The sequence below is a fragment of the Enterococcus italicus genome (genome assembly GCF_023743875.1).
GTDB lineage: Bacteria > Bacillota > Bacilli > Lactobacillales > Enterococcaceae > Enterococcus_G > Enterococcus_G italicus.
Map to the genome: position 1 here is coordinate 1,026,047 of NZ_JAMRVB010000001.1, position 20,538 is coordinate 1,046,584.

The window sequence follows — 20,538 nt, forward strand, 5'->3', positions numbered from 1 at the left end:
TATCTTGTTGCACTTTATCTTGTTAAATATCCTTGATAGTCATTCACATGGAGCAAATTTTTCGCATTTTGGACACGATCATCAGTAGGAGGTTCAATTCCTTCCAATGGATACTTTAACCCCATTTCATCCCACTTGAATTTTCCCATCGTATGATACGGTAAAATTTCTACCTTATCAACATTGTTCAACGTCTTAATAAAGGTATCCAAACGAATTAAAAATTCATCGTAATCACTTCGAAAAGGAACTAGGACATGGCGAATCCAGACTGGTTTGTTGATTTCTGATAAATATTTCGCCATTTCGAGAATATTTTCATTACCTAGCGAAGTTAATCTTTTGTGCGCTTCGTTATCGATATGTTTAATATCAAACAAAAGCAAGTCAGTATAATTCATTAGCTCTTCAAATTTACTAAAAAATGGTTCTTCCCTTGTAAACGGTTTGCCGCAAGTGTCGATGGTCGTATGAATTCCCTTTACTTTCGCCTTTTTAAATAAATCAAGGAGGAAATCCAGTTGCAACAAAGGTTCACCCCCACTGACTGTGATGCCGCCTTTTTCACCCCAATAGGACTGATACTTTAGCGCTTCAGCTAACACATCATCCGCAGATCGCAGTGAAGCTTTTGGATCATCTATCTTCCATGTGTCTGGATTGTGGCAAAACTGGCAACGCATGCGACACCCTTGCGAGAAGATCACAAATCTTACTCCTGGTCCATCTACCGTCCCAAAATTTTCAGTTGAATGAATTCTACCTTTCACTTCGGTAGTCATAAAAATCCCTCTTCTCTAAAAAAGAAGGTGACAATCAACAAGACTGACACCCCGCCTTTTCTTACATATGATCATGAGATGTTCTTGAAATAACATCTGCTTGTTGTTCAGGTGTTAAGTCACGGAACTTCACAGCATATCCTGAAACTCGAATAGTCAAGTTTGGATATTTTTCTGGATGTTTTTGTGCATCTAATAATAATTCATTTGTAAATACGTTCACGTTGATATGGTAACCACCTTTATCAAAGTAGCCATCTAAAACGTTACGTAAGTTGTTAATACGAGTTGTATCATCTTTACCTAAACCATTAGGATTAATTGTTTGAGTATTAGAGATACCATCGCGTGCGTGTTCATATTCTAAGCGCGCAGTTGAGTTTAATGATGCTAATAAACCATTCTTTTCACCTAAGAATTTGCCATCTTGGTAACTTGGGTTTGCACCTGGTGCTAATGGTTTACCTGCACGACGGCCGTCAGGAGTATTACCTGTAGCTTTACCATAAACAACATTTGAAGTAATTGTCAATAATGAAGTTGTAGGTGTTGAGTTACGGTAAGTATGTTGACGTTTGATTTGAGTCATGAAGTAATCAAGAATCCAGTTAGCCATTGCATCTGCTTCTTCATTATCATTTCCGTAAGTTGGGAACTCATTTTGTGGTACATAGTCAACAGCCATGCCGTCTTCGTCGCGGATCACTTTCACGTTACCGTGTTTGATTGCCATGATGCTATCTGTCGCATGAGAAATACCTGCAATACCTGTAGCAAATGTCCGTTTCAAATCAGTATCCATTAAAGCTAATTGTGCAGCTTCATATGCATATTTATCATGCATGTAGTGAATAATATTTAATGTGTTCACATAAAGTTCTGCTAACCAGTCTAATGTTTGTTTGTAGTTTTCCATGAATTCATCGAAATCAAGGGTTTCACCTTCCATACGACGGAAACGTGGACCAACTTGCATTTTTGTTTTTTCATCTTGGCAACCATTAATTGCATAAAGAACAGCTTTCACTAAGTTTGCACGGGCACCGAAGAATTGCATATCTTTACCAACCACTGTTGCAGATACACAACAAGCGATGGCGCAATCATCAGATCCCCAATTCGCACGAAGCAAATCATCATTTTCAAATTGGATTGAAGAACTTTCTTTCGCAATTTTTGCTGCGTAAGTACGGAACCCTTCAGGTAAATGTGAAGAATACAATACTGTTAAGTTTGGTTCTGGAGAAGGCCCCATATTTGTCAATGTATGAAGGATACGGAAATCATTTTTTGTCACTAATGAACGTCCATCGATACCCATACCAGCGATTGATAATGTAGCCCAAATTGGGTAGCCAGAGAATAATGAGTTGTATTCTGGTGTACGCGCAAATTTCACCATACGTAATTTCATAATTAAATGGTCAACTAATTCTTGCGCTTCAAATTCAGTAATGTCACCGCGTTCTAAGTCACGTTGAATATAAATATCTAAGAAGGCTGAGATACGACCGATAGACATTGCCGCACCGTTTTGAGCTTTGATTGCACCAAGGTAACCGAAGTATAACCATTGAACAGCTTCTTGAGCATTTTCAGCTGGACGTGAAATATCAAATCCATAAGAAGCAGCCATTTTTTTCAAATCAGCTAAGGCACGGTATTGTTCAGAAATTTCTTCACGAAGACGAATAACGTCGTCTAACATGACTTTGTTTCCACAATTGTCATGATCTTTTTTCTTTTGTTCCATCAAGAAATCAATTCCGTATAGAGCAATACGACGATAATCACCAATAATACGACCACGGCCATAAGCATCTGGTAGTCCAGTAATAATTTTGTTTTTACGGGCTAAACGCATTTCAGGAGTGTAGGCATCAAATACACCTTGGTTATGTGTTTTGCGCCATTCAGTGAAAACTTTTGTCATGTTTTCATCAACTTCATAACCATTTGAAGTCAACGCATTGTTTGCCATTTTAATACCACCAAATGGTTGGAATGCTTGTTTCAAAGGTTTGTCAGTTTGTAGACCGACAATTTTTTCTTCTTCTTTGATTAAGTAACCAGGACCATGAGAAGTAAGGGTTGAAGGGATATTATTATCCATATCATAAACACCATTTTGTTCATGTTCTACTTCGAATAATTCTTGCAGTTTCGTCCATAATTTTTCTGTACTTGGTGCGATTGGTTCTAAGAAACTATCGTCACCTCTGTACTCTGTGTAGTTCTTTTGGATAAAATCTCGTGTGTTAATTTCATTTTGCCAATGTCCGCCTGTAAAACCATCCCATGCTTTGTTTGTTGCTTTTACATTAGTTGTTTCGACTGCCATTTTCTGGTCCTCCTTATAACTGTTTTTGTGTAACAGCTTTTACGTGATTAGTATAACACATAACCCCTTTTTTGCAAGTGTTTTCAACGTGATTTTTTAACATTTTAAGGCTTTTTTTATAGTTTATTTTTAGAAACCCTTATTTATCAGCGTTTATGATTGTGAAATACTTATTTAAAAACAAGAAAAATACACGTGAATCAATCACAATATGAGAAAAACACTAGCAATCTGTTTTGCAACAGTTTGCTAGTGTTTCGTTATTTTTTATAACAGTTTATTTGGTAGCTCATCGACAGAAACGATAGTGCCACCTGATTTTTCATCAAGTACGAATGAGCCATTAGACGTTCGATCAGCAATTGGGAACTGATTGGCCTGTACTTCTTTTTTGTCGCCTTTTTGATTGGTCAAGAGTAATTCTGTTTCATCACCAAGGCCCATATAGATAATCCGATGCGGATGATTTTTAAGTTCCCTTAAAACCATTATCCCTCTTTGCGCACGCGATGTTTGAGGCAATTCTTGTGCTAACATGCGTTTCGCTGCACCTCTTTGGGTAATAATCACGACAGGTGTATCACCGTCTGTATGTACTAAAATAGCTTGTACGACACTGGCATCGTCTTCTTTCAAATTCATCGCTTTCACACCGGCAGCTTTCGGTCCAACTACCGGTACATCAGTTACAGCATATCGCAAGCCATACGCCCGATTGGATACCATAAAGATATCCTGTGTAGCGATTTCTTGTGGTTCAATCACCATGACCGAAATAACTTTATCCTCTTCTTGTTTTAAGGTGATAAAAGGCAGTGGTCGTGTTTTGTACGTCCGCCAAGGGGTGAACTCGCTTAATTTCGTGCGCTTAATCATCCCTGCTTGAGTTAAAATAAGTAATTCTTGTGTTGTACTTAATTGTTTGTATGGTAGAACTGTCAAAATATTTTCTTCAATTTTTAATGTAGTCAGAGCTTGCGATAGGTGCTCCCCTACATCTTTCCATCGCAAATCAGGCAATTCATGAACTGGCCGATAGATCATATTGCCTTTGTCGGTGACAAGTAACAAGTGATCTAAGGTATTTAATTGCCCCTTATAGACAACGACATCCGACTCTTTCATCCCGGCTTCTTCATTGTTTGATGCACTATATGAGCGCAGACTACTACGTTTCACATAGCCCTCACGCGTAACGACCACCATCACATCTTCTTGAGCGACCAATATTTCGGTGTCAATCGTCAGTTCAGTTACTTCTGCTTCGATAACGGTCAAGCGCTCTGACTGATATTGTTTCTTCACTTCTCGTAATTCTTTTTTCATCACTTTGAACAATTCAGTTGAATCTTGGATAATTTTTTGCAATTCAGCAATCGTAGCTAATAATTCTTCCGCTTCTTGCTGCAATTGTGTAATATCTGTATTTGTTAAACGGTAGAGCTGTAAAGTAACGATGGCTTCAGCCTGCTCTTGTGTAAAGGCATGCGCCAAAATCAAATTGTTTTTGGCATCTCGTTTGTCTTTACTTTTACGGATTGTTTTAATCACTTCATCTAAGATCGATAACGCTTTGATCAAGCCGTCGACAATATGTTGACGTGCAAGAGCTTTCTTTAAATCATACTCACTACGACGCAAGATGACTGATTGCCGATGGGCGACGTAGCTACTTAGCATTTGCTTTAAGCCGACTTGTTTGGGCCGCATCTGATCAATCGCGACCATATTAAAGTTATAGTTCACTTGTAGATCAGTATTTTTAAACAAATAATTCAAAATGCCTTCTGCATTTACTTCTTTTTTTAGTTCTACAACGATTTGAAGACCGGTGCGATCACTTTCATCCCGCACTTCGGCAATTCCTTCAATTTTTTTATTGATGCGAATTTCATCCATACGTTTGACAAGATTGGCTTTATTCACTTCATAAGGAATTTCAGAGATGACGATTTGTTGTTTGCCGCCTTTTAGCTCTTCAATTCGTGTCTTAGAACGCAAAATAACTTTCCCTTTACCAGTTTGATACGCTTTTTTAATCTCATCGGCACCTTGTAAAATACCACCTGTCGGAAAATCAGGTCCAGGAATAAAGGTCATTAGTTTTTCCAATGAGGCATCGGGATGATCAATAAGGTAAATCGTCCCATCGATGACTTCACCTAGATTATGAGTCGGTATTTCCGTGGCATACCCTGCAGAAATACCTGTCGAGCCATTGACCAATAAATTAGGGAACATTGATGGCAAAACAGTCGGCTCTTTTTCGGTATCGTCAAAATTCCAGACAAATTCGACTGTTTCTTTGTCAATATCTCGTAATAGCTCGCTACTTACCTTTGATAGCCGTGCTTCCGTGTACCTCATCGCAGCCGGCGGATCACCATCCATACTTCCGTTGTTTCCATGCATTTCGATTAACACATTGCGCAATTTCCAATCTTGACTCATTCGGACCATTGCTTCATAAATACTACTATCACCATGAGGATGGTAATTCCCCATAATATTTCCGACTGATTTAGCTGATTTCCGAAAGCTCTTTTCAGCAGTATTGCCGTCTTGATGCATCGCAAACAAAATTCTGCGTTGGACTGGTTTTAAGCCATCGCGAATATCAGGTAATGCACGCTCTTGAATAATATATTTTGAATAGCGACCGAAACGATCACCCATCACTTCTTCTAATGTTAATTCTTGAATGCTGTGTTTTTTTTCCAAAAAATCAGCTCCTATCCTTCAAATAAACTTATATCCTCAACAGAATCTGCTGACCGATTTACTGGTTTTTCTTCGACCGAGTCAAGGAGACTGCCGTCCTCTTCTAAAGAAAATTGCACATGACTTTCGATCCATTTTCTTCGTGGTTCGACTTTATCACCCATCAAAGTAGTCACGCGTCGTTCAGCTTGAGCCGGATCATCAATTCTGACTTGCACCAATGTCCGCGTCTCAGGATCCATCGTCGTCTCCCACAACTGATCTGCATTCATTTCTCCAAGACCTTTGTAGCGTTGTAACATATAGCCACGACCGACTTTTTCTGTAACTGTCTGCAACTCTTCATCCGTCCACGCGTATTCAATGACTTCTTTTTTGCCAGTGCCTTTAGATACTTTGTACAATGGTGGCAAGGCGATGTAGACTTTTCCAGCTTCAATTAATGGCTTCATGTAGCGATAGAAGAACGTCAATAACAAGACTTGAATGTGCGCTCCATCGGTATCAGCATCCGTCATGATAATAATTTTGTCATAGTTACAATCCTCAATGGAGAACTCTGGCCCGACACCTGCACCAATTGTATAGATCATCGTATTGATTTCTTCATTTTTCAAGATATCTTGCATTTTCGCTTTTTCGGTATTGATTACTTTTCCTCGCAGTGGCAGAATCGCTTGGAACTTGCGATCACGGCCTTGTTTTGCCGATCCGCCCGCAGAGTCTCCTTCGACCAAATACAATTCATTTTTCTTTGGATTTTTGGACTGTGCTGGCGTCAATTTTCCTGAAAGTAAAGATTCACCTTTTTTCTTTTTCTTGCCATTACGACTTTCTTCCCGCGCCTTACGTGCTGCTTCGCGAGCCTCGCGAGCTTTGATTGCTTTACGGACCAATAATTGACTAGTTTCGTTATTTTCTTGTAAATAGAAGCCTAGCTGCTCGCTAATAGCATTGTCCACAGCTGTTCTAGCAGCAGGTGTTCCTAATTTTTCTTTGGTTTGACCTTCAAACTGCAACAAATGCTCCGGAACGCGGATCGATAACACACTTGCCAAGCCTTCTCTAAAATCACTACCTTCTAAGTTACGGTCTTTTTCCTTTAAAAGACCGACCTTTCTGGCATATTCATTTAAGGCTTTGGTTAAAGCAGCTTTCATCCCCGCTTCATGCGTTCCGCCATCTTTTGTGCGGACATTATTAACAAACGATAAAATCGTTTCCGAAAAACCATCGTTGTACTGAAGCGCCACTTCAACTTCAATCATTTCTTTTTCGCCAGAAAAATAAATAATTGGCGTCAAAACATCCTTCTCTTCATTTAAATATTCGACAAATTCTTTAATGCCTTCTTCGTAATGAAACACATCTTCTTTATCGTCTTCGCGTAAATCAGTAAAAGAAATTTTTACTCCCCGTAGTAAAAAGGCCGACTCTCTTAATCGCTCTGCTAGCGTATCATAAGAAAATTTCGTCGTTGAAAAAATCCCTTTATCAGGTAGAAAGCGCACAGTCGTCCCATTTTTTTCTTTGGTCTTACCGATTTTTTCTAATGTCCCTTCTGGATGACCACCATTAACAAAGCGCTGGCGATACTCTATTCCATCGCGGACAATTCGCACTTCAAGCCATTCGGACAGGGCATTTACGACACTGGCACCCACACCATGCAGACCACCTGATGTCTTGTAGCCACCTTGACCAAATTTCCCACCAGCATGTAGGACGGTGAAAATCACTTCGACCGTCGGTATGCCTGAAGTATGCATTCCGACCGGCATCCCTCGACCAAAATCTTGGACACTGATACTACCATCTTTATGTATGATTACTTTAATTTCATCGCCATATCCAGAGAGGGCTTCATCCACTGCGTTATCTACGACTTCATATACTAAATGATGTAAGCCGCGCGCATCTGTCGACCCGATATACATACCTGGTCTTTTACGAACTGCTTCTAACCCCTCTAATACTTGGATTGAAGCATCATTATATTCATTGGATTTTTTTACCAAAGTCAGCTCTCCTTTATCGTTTAAAATTTCGCAACATCTCCTATCATACTCTATCTAAATTAAAAAAAAAAGCCATACCCTACTTGTCCTATGAGTTTCAAATGAATTTATGAGAAGCTTGTAGGAAAAATTGTTAGAAACATGAATTCATGATAAAATTTGACTTAGAGATAAGGAGCGAAGTTATGTTTAAAATTCTATTATTATTTATTGGTGCGTACTTATTAGGATCAATTCCATCAGGTGTTTGGATTGGGAAACTTTTTTATAAAAAAGATATCCGCCAATTTGGTAGCGGCAATACTGGTACCACAAATACCTTCCGTGTGCTAGGAAAGCAAGCAGGGATTATTGTCTTAATTATGGATATCTCCAAAGGAACATTGGCCACTTTACTACCGGTATTGTTTCATAGTACAGTGATTAATCCACTATGGTTTGGTGTGTTCGCCATTATCGGCCATACCTTCCCTATTTTTGCTCATTTTAAAGGTGGAAAAGCGGTCGCGACGAGTGCAGGGATGTTACTGGCGTACAATCCGCTATTTTTTCTTTATTCGTCAGCAATTTTTGTTATCTTCCTTTTTCTAACGAGCACGGTCAGTCTGACAAGCATGATTGCGGCCGTCTTGATTACGCTATCGACCATCATTTTACCCTATTGGGTGCCTGCTATTTTGCCAACACATAATTGGTTATTAACAATTATTGCCATTGGGGTATCAGCATTCATTTTTTACCGTCACAAAGAAAACATTGCCCGCATCAAAAATGGTACAGAAAGCAAAGTCTCATTTGGCCTCCAAGCCGCTAAAAAGAAAGAATAAATCCGGACACCAATCCCTATTTACAACACGGCTTGGTCCGGATTTTTTTCTAAATAGCTTCCCACTTATTCAACGGAAATAGTATATTCTGCATGGAAATCTTCAGTTGGTTCTAATCGACAGATACCCAACTTATCTTCTAATTTACTCGTTGTCGTTAAAGCATCTGCTACACCATACCAAGGCTCAATGCAGACAAATTCCGCCTGTTTTGGATACGCCGACCATAGACCCACATAAGGAAATCCTTCATACGAGAGGGTGATTTTATGCGGTGATTTTTCTGACTCGATGGTCCATTCATTGTGGCCTTTTGTCTCAAATATTAACGCATCATTTTTAAATAATTCATGCGTCAAATCAATGGGCGCATTGGTTTGGCCTAGTGTACGATTGGCATAATCTACTAAATTTCCTGCTAACGGGATCATGGTTCTTGACTTAGCAGGGTACGCAGTAAAAAAGTAATCCGAAAAATCTAAATCCTGCTCCAATGGCACACGAAATGCTGGGTGCGCACCGATTGAAAAATAGCATGTGTCCTCGCCTGAATTTTGAACATGGTAGTGTACTGTCAACTGATTGCCCCCAAGTGTGTAGGTTACATCCAATTGGAAAGCAAACGGGTATACAATGCGTGTCTCTTTGTCATCTATCAGTCGGAAAGTAGCTGCCGTTTGCGTTTGTGTAACGAGTTGAAACTCATGATCTCTAGCAAAGCCATGCCTAGGAAGTGTATAGCTCTTATCTTGATACTGATATTGATCGTTTTTTAATGCTCCGACAATCGGAAATAAGATTGGCGCATGTCGCCCCCATTTATCAGGATCTGCTTGCCAAATGTATTCCATCCCTGTTTTCTTTGCGATAAAATGCTGTAATTCTGCCCCTTTTGTTGCAAATTCTGCCCGATACTGTTCATTTTCTAAGATAAACATCACTGCTACTCCCCCTAACGATTCAAATTTTTCTTATCTATACTTTTTCAAGTTCCTCTTTAAAGCGTTGGTTTAATATTTTCAAGTACGTGCCTTTCATTCCAAGTGAACGTGATTCAATAATACCAGCAGACTCTAATTTACGTAGAGCATTGACAATCACTGAACGGGTAATTCCTATCTTATCTGCTACGTTTGAAGCAGTTAGTCGACCTTCATCGCCATCAAGAGCCTCAAAAATAGCTTGAACCGCTTTTAGCTCACTATAAGATAAGGTACCAATAGCCATTTGTACAGCTGTCAGACTACGGACATCCTCTTCGATTGAACGAGACTGTTGATAAAGAAATTGCATACCAACTACGGTCGCACTATATTCCGCAAGTACCAGATCATCGTCGCTAAATGTTTCTTCAATCCGTGAAAGGATAATTGTACCCAGACGTTCTCCTGCTCCATAAATTGGAACAACTGTTGTCAAGCCATTAGGATACAGTTCACGGCTTTCAATTGGAAAGGCCGTCATATCATTGCTAATCGGAATATTGGCTAATGTGCTACCTAAATGATCCACCATATCGGTGTATGTCTTCGGAAATTGTTTTTCGACAAGCATGTTTTTCACTCGGTCATTATTGACGTCATGTTTTTCATTTAGCCCAAGTAAATTCCCATTACTACTAATAATATACGCATTGCTATCCAAAATGTCCCCTAAAATTAAAGCCATTTGATTATAAGGAAGCTCAGATTTCATATTAAACGTGTTCTTTTGTTGCAATAACTCATTGATTTGTCTTGTTTTTTCTAATAATGTACGCATGGTACTCCTCCTTATAAAATATAGCGACTTAAGTCTTCATCTTGGGCGATATCATTTAGTTTTTCGTTTACATAGGCTTCCGTAATGGTGATTTCAGCCATTTGCATATCTGCTGCTTCAAATAATAAATCTTCCAATAATTTTTCCAAAATAGTATGTAGTCTTCTAGCTCCGATGTTGTCGGTTTCTTGGTTCACTTGGAAGGCGATTTGAGCAATTCGCTCAATGGCTTCTTGCGTGAAAATAACCGAGACGTGCTCTGTTCCTAGTAGAGCAATATATTGTTTGATTAGAGCATTGTTGGGTTCAGTCAAAATTTTAACAAAATCCTCTGCCGTCAAATCATCTAACTCTACGCGAATTGGAAAACGACCTTGTAGTTCAGGAATCAAATCGCTTGGTTTTGATAAATGGAATGCGCCGGATGCGACAAATAAGATGTGATCCGTTTGCAGCGTGCCGTATTTAGTATTTACTTGTGAGCCTTCTACGATTGGGAGAATATCACGCTGTACCCCTTCTCTAGAAACTTCACCAGAGTTACTTTGAGATTTTGAGGTGATTTTGTCAATTTCATCAATAAAAATAATCCCACTCGCTTCAGCAAGTTTTAAGGCGGCGCTATGGATATCGGCATCATTCACTAACTTAGATGATTCTTCTTGTACCAATAGCTCACGAGCTTCTTTGACTGTGACTGTGCGTTCGATTTTTTTCTTGGGTTTTAATGCACCCAATGTTTCATTTAAATCAATCCCCATTTGCTCTAGTCCATTGTTCATTGGAGCAGCTTGGGCTTTGGGCTCGTCAATTTTAATTGTTACTTCACGGTTATCTAGGACACCGCGTTCCAGCTGCTCAAAAATCGCTTGCCGATTCGAGCGGATTTCATCCGTTAATTCTTCTTTTGGTTCTTCGACTGGCTGATTGGCTGTATTAAGGATACTCATCATTTGCTCGTAAGGATTGGTGCTTTGCTTTTGCTCCTTTTTGATTCCTGGAACAAGTGCTTTGACTAAGCGGCGATTGGCCTTTTTTACCGCTTGTTGGTAGACGCTGCTGTATTGTTCCTTACGAACGATTTGAATGGCATTCTCAACCAAATCGCGGACCATCGATTCGACATCCCGCCCCACATAGCCGACTTCAGTAAACTTTGTCGCTTCGACCTTGATAAAAGGCGCAGAGACAACTTTTGCCAAACGGCGTGCGATTTCAGTCTTGCCGACTCCCGTTGGACCAATCATTAGGATGTTTTTGGGTGTTACTTCATGTTGCATCTTTTCATCTAATTGCAAACGGCGGTAACGATTACGCAAGGCCACAGCAACAGATTTTTTCGCCTTTTCTTGGCCAATAATATATTGATCTAGTTCTTGCACAATTTCTTTTGGTGTTTTTTCTTGATTCATCTTAAAACTCCTCAACGATAATATTATGATTGGTAAATACACAGATGTCCGCTGCGATGTTTAGCGCATTTTCGGCAATTTCTTTCGCGCTAAGTGCTGGACTGTAAGCTTTCATTGCTCTAGCCGCAGAAAGGGCATAATTTCCACCCGAACCAATCGCTAATATGCCATCATCAGGTGCAATCACTTCACCCGTACCAGAGACGAGCAACATCTCTTTTTCATTCATCACGATTAACATCGCTTCTAATTTTTGCATGGATTGCTGTGTGCGCCATTCTTGCGCTAATTCCACAGCTGCTCTAGTTAAGTTGCCGTTGTATTCATTGAGTTTTCCTTCAAACTTTTCCTCTAAGGTAAAGGCATCCGCAACACTACCGGCAAAGCCGACAACTACTTGATTATTATAAATGCGGCGTACTTTTCTAGCTGTCCCTTTCATGACGATTTGTTCGCCCATCGTCACCTGACCGTCCCCCGCCATTGCGAATTTGCCATCTTTTTCAACCGCACAGATTGTTGTTGAATGAAACATTGATTCCATTTAATGATCCTCCTCTTTCATGCTCTAGGATGAAATTTTCGATAATTTTTTTGTAATGATTCTTTTGTCACATGGGCATAGATTTGAGTCGTGGATAGATTCGCATGCCCCAATAATTCTTGCACCGTCCGCATATCTGCACCATTGTTTAACAAATGTGTGGCAAATGTATGGCGCAACTTATGAGGATGAATCTCACTATCCAACTGACTTCTCTTTAATAGTTGGTTTAAGATATATTCGATACCTGTCGCCGTCACTGGTGACCCTAAATGATTCACAAATAAGTAGTCGTGTTCCTTTTTAAACTGCGTAAGTAATTCTTTACGACCATTTTTTATATAGTGGATCATTGCTTTATTTGCATGCTCATTAAATGGAACAATCCGCTCTTTGCTTCCTTTCCCATACACAAGTAAAATCTGATGTTCCCAATCAATCGATGTTAGTGTAATCGCGGCGCATTCGCTCACCCGCAACCCACACCCATACAAAATCTCTAGTAACGCCAGATTCCTTTGCTCAAGTGGCTCGGTGCCTTTGACACTGTCAAAAAGCTGTTGCAACTCGTCTTCATAAAAAAAGCGTGGTAATTTTTGATTTTTCTTTTTTAAATGCACATAGGCAAATGGATTTTCAGTCAATACCATCCGCTTCAATAAATATTGATAAAATGAACGCAAGCTAGCTACCTTGCGACTAATGCTGTTGCGACTATACTTTTGATCATTTAAAAAGCTTAAATAAATTCGCACATCTCGATAATCAATCGCTAAAAAATCGCGACTACCTGACTGTTCAAGAAAGTCTAAAAACTGAAAAAAATCCTCCGCATATGCGGCTTGTGTTTTTTCAGAATAGCCTCGCTCGACGATTAGGTATTGCGAAAATTCATCAAACCATTGAATTGACGGAGTGTTTTCTTGTTCATCAAATGACTCTTTATTCATCACACCTCATCCACTCTTGTTGTTATTCTTTCTGACATCTTGTTGAGAGATATCCGATTGTTTAGAATGTAGCATACGGTTTCAAAAAAAACAAATAAATTGTCAGAATTTAATAAATTGTTCACCATTTGCTTACAATTTAAAAAAATACGCTAAGAACTACATGAAAAAAATCTAATAATAAAAGCAGATCGAGCGCGGTTAGCTCTCAAGCGATAAGCTCTTTTTTTGATGAGTGTCTTTTACTCAGCATAAAAAAGTCTTAGCGTTGCAGAGGGTTCGGCTGCTATTTGCCAGTTTACTATCAGATTTATGAAAAAAGAGTGTGACAACCGTTCGTCACACTCTCTTACTATAAATGATTCGATAATCAGTTAAACCGCTTATTTTTGGACTCAACTGTTTTTATCGCGTTTCTTGCTCTTGTTTTACCTCAGGAGCAGTTGCTTGATGCTCTTTGACAGCTTCAACTAACTCTTTATTTCCCTTATTAACGGCCATTGAATCATTAATCAATGAAACTAAATCTAGACCAGTCGTTTCTTTGATTGTATCAAACGTTCGCGCCAAACCAGCTTGTCCCATTTCATGCACGCCATCTCCATTACCAAAACTTACAATCTTATCAATGTTGCTAATTGGTGCATTGACTTCTTTTGCAATCGCTGGTAAGACTTTGATAAATTCAATTAATACCCCAGCTTCGTTCAGTTTTTGTAAGGCGACAGCCATTTTTTCTTGGCTTTCTGCTTCGGCCAAACCGACTTTGATGATTTTTTCAGATTCTGCTTCCCCAATTTTGGCAATTCGCTCTGCTTCGGCTTGGGCTGCTAAGCGGACTTTTTCTGCTTCGGCTTCGGCCTGGGCAATTTCTCGTGCTTTACTTGCCAAAGCTTGTTGTTCGACGACATATTTGTCAGCTTCGGCTTGTTTTCTGACGGTAGCTGTCAATTCTTTTTCAGTCAATTCTGCTTGTTTCGATTGAATTTCGATATTTTTATCTTGTTCAATTAAGTTTACTTTCATTTTTTCGACGACGGCAATTTGCTCTGCTTTCGCATCGGCCACTTCACGCTCTTGCTTGTACTGTGCTTCTTTTAGCGCCATGTCTTTATTGGCTTCGGCGATTTCTGTCCGACGGCGAATTTCTTCTTGTTGTGCTAACTGCTCATTTGCCGCTTGTTTGATCCGTGTTTCTCTTAGCGCATTTGACTCAGCTACCTCTGCATTTTTCTTTACTTCAGCAATCTGAGGGCGACCTAAAGCTTCTAAGTAACCATTCGGATCACTCACGTCTTTAATCGTAAACGAGACAATTTCAAGTCCCATTTTTCTCAAGTCAGTAGAGGCGACTTCTTGGACTTGTTCAGCAAAGTCATCACGGTTTTTGTAGATAGCTTCAACGGTCATTGTCCCTAGAATCGCGCGCAAATGACCCTCTAATACCTCTTGGGCTTCATCTTCTAATTCGGCTGTGGATTTCCCTAAGTATTGTTCAGCAGCCGTTTTAATTGCTTCGACACTGTTGCCAATTTTTACTAGCACAGTAGCACTTGCTTTAATCGGTACGCCTTGTTCCGTATAAACTTCCGGTGTACCAATCTCTAATTTGTGAGTCAATAGACTCAGTGTATGAGCCTTTTGCACGATTGGAATCACGAAGGTTCCACTATTTTTTAAAATTTTAATGCCATCTTTCCCCAAAAATGACCCCGTCACAATTAATGCTTCATCCGGCTTCCCAATCCGATAGCGAATCATTAAAAATGCGACAATTGCTAAAACAAGTAACACTACCCAAAAAATCGGACTTTCTAACAAATCAAATACCATGTACTTTCATCTCCCTTAATAATTAGTTGCTTTTACTACCAATGCCACACCAGCTTGATCAAAATCAATAATTAGTACTTTGGTTCCAACTGGCAAGCCTTGTTGCTTTTGTCGATCTTCTTCTCTATAGAATCGTGCTGGATAGACACTCGATGCATCCCCACTTCCGATTTCACGTACTTCCCCAAAGGAATCTCCACTAATTCTTTCCGTCAATTCCCCAATAACATAATCTTTTTGCGCCAACACATTCGATTGATTTTTGTCGGTCAGCCGATTGTAAAGATACATAAACGGCATCAATATGAGCGAAAAAAGTATCAAAGCGGTCACTAGCAAAATAGCATACGCACCATATCTCGCAGTATCAGTCAGTTGGTTAAGCGAATTCATTAGTTGTTCGATCATCGTGCATCCCAGTCCTCTCTATATAGTCATCATAGCTTAAGCCACGTTCCATGACAAGGAGTATCAAAAAATAAAAAATAACCACAGGAAGCGATTCCTGTGGTTATTTTTGAATTTAAAACAATTCCTGTAGTGATGAACGATACTAGTTTCCTTTGTGGTCAAACCTTTTAGTCACCAAAAACTTTTTGGAGCCAAATCTGTGATGTTCGTATAAGAAATACCACGAACAAAAGCATCGATATGCGTCACTGTATTGCCTGTATCTTCTTCTACCCAAGTAATCAAATACAACGTATCTTGTAAATGGGTGATTTGTGGCTTAAAGTGATTCACCGTTCGTGCAGCATAATTCGCATCTTCTACAACTGTCACAGTTAACTCGTCTTCATTCTCAAAATGTAATTGATACTTTGCGTTTTCTCCAAAATCAAATAAATAATCTTGACCGATAAAATCAAGTTTTGTCATTGTTCTACACTCCTATTGTCATGCATTGCTCAAGCAGGATTTGTAGCCGTTGTTTCTTTTGTTACTTCTTCCAACGCAGTCAATGCCCGATTAGCCAATGCTTCATAACGACCTTTTTTGTCGCGAATCCGCTCTGGTAATTCAGGAAATAGACCAAAGTTGGCATTCATTGGTTGGAAGTGTTTGCCAGAAGCATGTGTAATGTAATACGCCATTGAACCAATTGCTGTCTCTTGTGGGAAAATAATTGGCTCTTGCCCTTTAGCAAGGCGAGCAGCATTCATCCCAGCTACTAGTCCGCTCGCTGCACTTTCGACATATCCTTCGACTCCTGTCATTTGACCAGCAAAGAACAAGTCATCCCGCAAACGAGATTGATACGTTTGTTGTAGCAATTCAGGCGCGTTCATAAAGCTATTGCGATGCATCACACCATAGCGAACGATTTCGGCATTTTCTAAGCCCGGAATCATGCGAAAGACCCGCTTTTGTTCACCCCATTTCAGGTGTGTTTGGAAGCCAACGATATTATACAGTGAAGCCACCGCATTATCTTGTCGTAATTGAATGACAGCATATGGCCGTTTGCCTGTCTTAGGATCTTCCAATCCAACCGGTTTCATTGGTCCAAATAACATTGTTTTCGGACCACGGTTAGCCATCACTTCGATTGGCATACAGCCTTCAAAATATTTTTCCTTTTCAAATTCTTTTAAAGGTGCCACTTCCGCATGAATGAGTTCCTCACGAAAAGCCTCGAACTCTTCTTTGGTCATTGGACAATTTAAGTAAGCAGCTTCCCCTTTATCATATCTTGACTTCAAGTAGACTTTATTCATGTCGATGGAGTTTTTGTCTATGATAGGTGCCGCCGCATCATAAAAATAAAATCCATCCGATCCGTTAAACTCACGAATTGCTTGGGCTAGTGGTGCTGAAGTTAGTGGGCCAGTCGCGATAATCGTTAAGCCTGCTGGAATCTCAGTAATTTCCTCACTAATGACGGTCACTAGCGGATGATCTTTGACGCGTTTAGTAATCAATTCAGAAAATGAATCGCGGTCCACAGCTAACGCTCCGCCAGCTGGCACAGCTGTTTGATCGGCTGAAGTAATTACGACCGAATGTAAACGACGCATCTCTTCTTTCAAAACACCGACCGCATTTGCTAGGCTATTGCCACGTAAAGAATTGGAACAAACCAATTCCGCAAAATTTGCTGTATGATGAGCCTCTGTTGACTTCACTGGGCGCATTTCATATAAGCGCACAGGTACACCTGCTTGGGCTACTTGCCATGCAGCTTCACTTCCAGCCAGTCCGGCTCCAATAACATTTACACTTTCCATAGATAACTCCTCATACTTTCTATTTTTGGACTGCTTCTTCATAATCCCCTTCAGGACAGATGACTTGCTTGCCGCCCTTCACTTTTTTCTCAACTAAATAATGGTCACATTTTGGACAAGAACGCCCCACTGGTTTATCCCATGACGTAAATTCACACGTCGGGTAATTGCTACAACCATAGAAAATTCGGTTCTTCTTAGATTTCCGCTCAACTACTTGACCTTGGTGACAGACTGGACATTCCACTCCAATCTCTTTGATGATTGGTTTTGTATTACGGCAATCTGGGAAATTACTACAAGCGTAAAATTTACCATATTTGCCTAATTTAATGACCATCGGATGCCCACATAGTTCACAGTCAAATCCTGCCGGTTCATCCTTGATCTGAATTTTTTCAATACCTTCTTCGGCTTTGGTTAACTCTGTCTCAAACGGTCGATAGAAACGATCTACAACTTTGATCCATTGCTCCTTGCCTTCTTCCACACTATCTAAGTCTTTTTCCATCTCAGCCGTAAAATGACTGTCTACAATACGTGGGAAAAATTCCTCAATTAGCCCATTTACAATTTCGCCAAGTTCAGTTGGTTCAAAGCGCTTTTGAGCTAATTTGACATAGTAACGTCGTTGAATGGTATCCAAAGTTGGTGCATAGGTCGATGGTCGACCGACACCATTTTCTTCCAATGTACGAATCAATGTCGCTTCACTAAATCGGGCCGGTGGTTGGGTAAAGTGTTGTTTTGGCTCGATATCAACAGATTGAACCTTGTCTCCTTCGAGCAACTCTGGCAAAATATTTTCTTTGTCTTCTTTGCCATCGTCTCGTCCTTCGACATAGACTTTCATAAATCCGTGGAATTTTATTTTAGAACCATTGGCAATAAACGTCACACCATTTTGAACAAGCGTCACCTTCATTGTGTCCAAAATTGCTGGTTTCATTTGACTAGCCACAAAACGTGACCAAATTAACCGATATAATTTCATTTGATCCTTGTCTAAATATGTTTCCATTTGCTCAGGTGTCCGGAGTGCGCTTGTTGGTCGAATAGCTTCATGGGCATCTTGTGCACCTTGCGCATTTTTGATCGCCTTATTTGAGTGTGCTGCGTATTCACTGCCATACGTTTCTTCAATAAAAGTCGCTGCTTCTTGTTTCGCTGAGTCCGCGATACGCTTAGAATCGGTACGCATATAAGTAATCAAGCCGACAGTCCCTTGTTTTCCTAATGCAATTCCTTCATAGAGTTGTTGTGCTACCATCATGGTCTTTCTCGTCCGGAAATTCAACTTACGAGCTGCTTCTTGTTGCATACTACTTGTCGTAAACGGTGCTGCTGGATTGCGTTTGCGCTCTTGTTTTTCAACTTTGGTAACGTCGTAGTCTTTAGAGGTGATTTTTTGCGTCACTTCTTTCACATCCGCAGCTGTGCTTAGTTTACGCTTCTTGCCATCCACACCCCAAAAGTTCGCTTTAAATTTTTTCTTTTCTTTTTTAAAATTACCGTCAATGCTCCAATATTCTTCTGGTTCAAATTTCCGAATCTCTTTCTCGCGGTCGATAATCATTTTTAACGCTACAGACTGTACCCGACCAGCACTCAAGCCTTTTTTGACTTTTTTCCATAAGATTGGGCTAATTGAATACCCTACCAAACGATCCAGCACCCGACGCGCTTGTTGTGCGTCAACAAGATTTAAATTTATGGAGCGAGGCTCTTTAAAGGCTGCTTTTACAGCATCTTTCGTAATTTCATTGAATACTACCCGATTTTTATCATTCAAATCCAAGCCGAGCAAAAACGCCAAATGCCAAGCAATGGCTTCCCCTTCTCTATCCGGGTCACTTGCGAGATAGACTTTTTGTGCTTTTTTAGCTGCGCTTCGCAGATTTTTGATGATATCTCCCTTACCACGAATCGAAATGTAATGAGGCTCGTAGTTGTTCTCCACATCAATCCCCATTTTACTTTTAGGTAAGTCACGAATATGTCCGACACTAGCTACGACTTTATAGTTTCTACCGAGATATTTTTCGATTGTTTTGGCTTTAGCTGGTGATTCTACAATGACTAAGTACTTATATGCCATAAAAAAATGGCTCCTTCCCATAAAAAATTTCTACTATATAATGGACCACTTGCTCATAGCGATAAATCGTAGCCTATCATATCCATTAGAAATCTGTTTGTCAAGAATAGCGCCATTGTTTTTTTCTGTTCATTCTGCTTTTTCTCGGAAAAATCGGACTTCATCGAGCAGCATTTTACTATCTGTCATACAAACCGCACCATCTAAAATTAGTTGATGACAGCCTTGTGATTGGCCCGATAAAATATCTCCTGGCACAGCAAAGACATCACGACCAAATTCCATCGCCAATTGAGCAGTAATAAGTGCGCCACTGCGTTCTTTTGCTTCAATAACTACTACGGCATCTGCTAATCCAGCAATGATCCGATTACGCATTGGAAAATGATGTTTTCTTGGTGGTGTACCGACAGGGTATTCACTGATGACTAAATGATGCTTTTTCATCTCTGAAAAGATCGGAAATGCCTCTCTAGGATAACAGTAATCTAAACCTGTACCAATCACGCCGATTGTATGTCCTCCGCCAGCAATTGTCGCTTGATGGCTCCATTGATCCACACCTTTAGCTAAGCCACTCACAATGACATTATTGGCATCAATCAACGGCGGTAATAAGGAGTGGACCACTTTATACGCATAGGAAGTGGCTGCACGTGCACCGACAAATCCCAGTAAACGCTGATGATTCAACAGGTCCAAACGTCCTTCATAAAACAAAACTTGTGGCGGATACGCCATTTGTTTCAGTTGATTTGGGTACACATTATCAAGAATAGTAATAAAGGGCTGGTTGCGTGCTTGTTCGTCCACCCACTCATCTGTTAGTCGCGACCAGCTTGCCTGGAATGTTTGCTTGCTTTTTGTCAGTTGCGCTATTTGACATAATTCTTGTATCGTAAACTCTGTCGTCTCTAATTCTTGAGCTATATTAAAAATCCGACTCTTTCCTACTAATCCAATCCCTTCACACAAAGCCAACTTAAATAATAATTTTCTTTCAAGCGAAAGTGTCCGTTTCAT

The 20,538-nt window shown here is 40.0% G+C and carries 16 protein-coding genes; 1 reads left to right on the plus strand and 15 read right to left on the minus strand.

The genetic code is table 11. From position 1 onward, the window contains the following. Window positions 1–14: 14 nt before the first annotated feature. The 4 genes from pflA to parE form a co-directional block, all read right to left on the minus strand. Entirely contained in the window at window positions 15–782 is a 768-nt protein-coding gene (gene pflA, locus NE257_RS04955) for a pyruvate formate-lyase-activating protein (RefSeq protein ID WP_251885924.1), read from the minus strand. Window positions 783–843: 61 nt separating this feature from the next. Further along, complete coding sequence (gene pflB, locus NE257_RS04960; RefSeq protein ID WP_251885925.1) at window positions 844–3,123, minus strand: formate C-acetyltransferase; 2,280 nt, start codon at window positions 3,121–3,123, stop codon at window positions 844–846. 267 nt (window positions 3,124–3,390) lie between these two features. After that, on the minus strand, window positions 3,391–5,844 hold the full coding sequence (parC, locus tag NE257_RS04965) for a DNA topoisomerase IV subunit A (protein WP_251885926.1): 2,454 nt from the start codon (window positions 5,842–5,844) through the stop codon (window positions 3,391–3,393). Between the two features lie 11 nt (window positions 5,845–5,855). Further along, the gene (parE, locus tag NE257_RS04970) at window positions 5,856–7,862 is read right to left on the minus strand and encodes a DNA topoisomerase IV subunit B (RefSeq protein ID WP_251885927.1); all 2,007 of its coding nucleotides are present in this window, start codon (window positions 7,860–7,862) and stop codon (window positions 5,856–5,858) included. Between the two features lie 185 nt (window positions 7,863–8,047). Here parE and plsY point away from each other — a divergent pair, with 185 nt between their 5' ends. Beyond that, window positions 8,048–8,689: a glycerol-3-phosphate 1-O-acyltransferase PlsY gene (gene plsY / locus NE257_RS04975; protein ID WP_040366504.1), complete on the plus strand. Its 642-nt coding sequence runs from the start codon at window positions 8,048–8,050 to the stop codon at window positions 8,687–8,689. 65 nt (window positions 8,690–8,754) lie between these two features. Here plsY and NE257_RS04980 read toward each other — a convergent pair whose 3' ends face one another. The 11 genes from NE257_RS04980 to dprA form a co-directional block, all read right to left on the minus strand. Then, complete coding sequence (locus NE257_RS04980) at window positions 8,755–9,627, minus strand: aldose 1-epimerase family protein (RefSeq protein ID WP_251886448.1); 873 nt, start codon at window positions 9,625–9,627, stop codon at window positions 8,755–8,757. Window positions 9,628–9,664: 37 nt separating this feature from the next. Beyond that, complete coding sequence (gene codY, locus NE257_RS04985; protein WP_251885928.1) at window positions 9,665–10,450, minus strand: GTP-sensing pleiotropic transcriptional regulator CodY; 786 nt, start codon at window positions 10,448–10,450, stop codon at window positions 9,665–9,667. An 11-nt stretch (window positions 10,451–10,461) separates the two neighbouring features. Continuing rightward, complete coding sequence (gene hslU, locus NE257_RS04990) at window positions 10,462–11,862, minus strand: ATP-dependent protease ATPase subunit HslU (protein WP_007208163.1); 1,401 nt, start codon at window positions 11,860–11,862, stop codon at window positions 10,462–10,464. 1 nt (window position 11,863) lies between these two features. Then, window positions 11,864–12,406 carry an ATP-dependent protease subunit HslV gene (hslV, locus tag NE257_RS04995; protein WP_007208162.1) on the minus strand — a complete coding sequence of 181 codons (543 nt, stop codon included), beginning with the start codon at window positions 12,404–12,406 and terminating at the stop codon, window positions 11,864–11,866. Window positions 12,407–12,423: 17 nt separating this feature from the next. Further along, window positions 12,424–13,356 (minus strand): tyrosine recombinase XerC, encoded by a 933-nt coding sequence (gene xerC / locus NE257_RS05000; protein WP_251885929.1) that lies wholly within the window; start codon window positions 13,354–13,356, stop codon window positions 12,424–12,426. A gap of 405 nt (window positions 13,357–13,761) precedes the next feature. After that, entirely contained in the window at window positions 13,762–15,189 is a 1,428-nt protein-coding gene (locus tag NE257_RS05005) for a flotillin family protein (RefSeq protein ID WP_251869125.1), read from the minus strand. A 15-nt stretch (window positions 15,190–15,204) separates the two neighbouring features. After that, complete coding sequence (locus tag NE257_RS05010; protein WP_007208159.1) at window positions 15,205–15,597, minus strand: hypothetical protein; 393 nt, start codon at window positions 15,595–15,597, stop codon at window positions 15,205–15,207. A gap of 174 nt (window positions 15,598–15,771) precedes the next feature. Beyond that, window positions 15,772–16,068: a MoaF-related domain-containing protein gene (locus tag NE257_RS05015; protein WP_251885930.1), complete on the minus strand. Its 297-nt coding sequence runs from the start codon at window positions 16,066–16,068 to the stop codon at window positions 15,772–15,774. Between the two features lie 29 nt (window positions 16,069–16,097). Beyond that, window positions 16,098–17,417: an FADH(2)-oxidizing methylenetetrahydrofolate--tRNA-(uracil(54)-C(5))-methyltransferase TrmFO gene (gene trmFO / locus NE257_RS05020; RefSeq protein ID WP_251885931.1), complete on the minus strand. Its 1,320-nt coding sequence runs from the start codon at window positions 17,415–17,417 to the stop codon at window positions 16,098–16,100. Between the two features lie 19 nt (window positions 17,418–17,436). Beyond that, window positions 17,437–19,515 carry a type I DNA topoisomerase gene (topA, locus tag NE257_RS05025; RefSeq protein ID WP_040366499.1) on the minus strand — a complete coding sequence of 693 codons (2,079 nt, stop codon included), beginning with the start codon at window positions 19,513–19,515 and terminating at the stop codon, window positions 17,437–17,439. Window positions 19,516–19,644: 129 nt separating this feature from the next. Then, the gene (dprA, locus tag NE257_RS05030; RefSeq protein WP_007208155.1) at window positions 19,645–20,538 is read right to left on the minus strand and encodes a DNA-processing protein DprA; all 894 of its coding nucleotides are present in this window, start codon (window positions 20,536–20,538) and stop codon (window positions 19,645–19,647) included.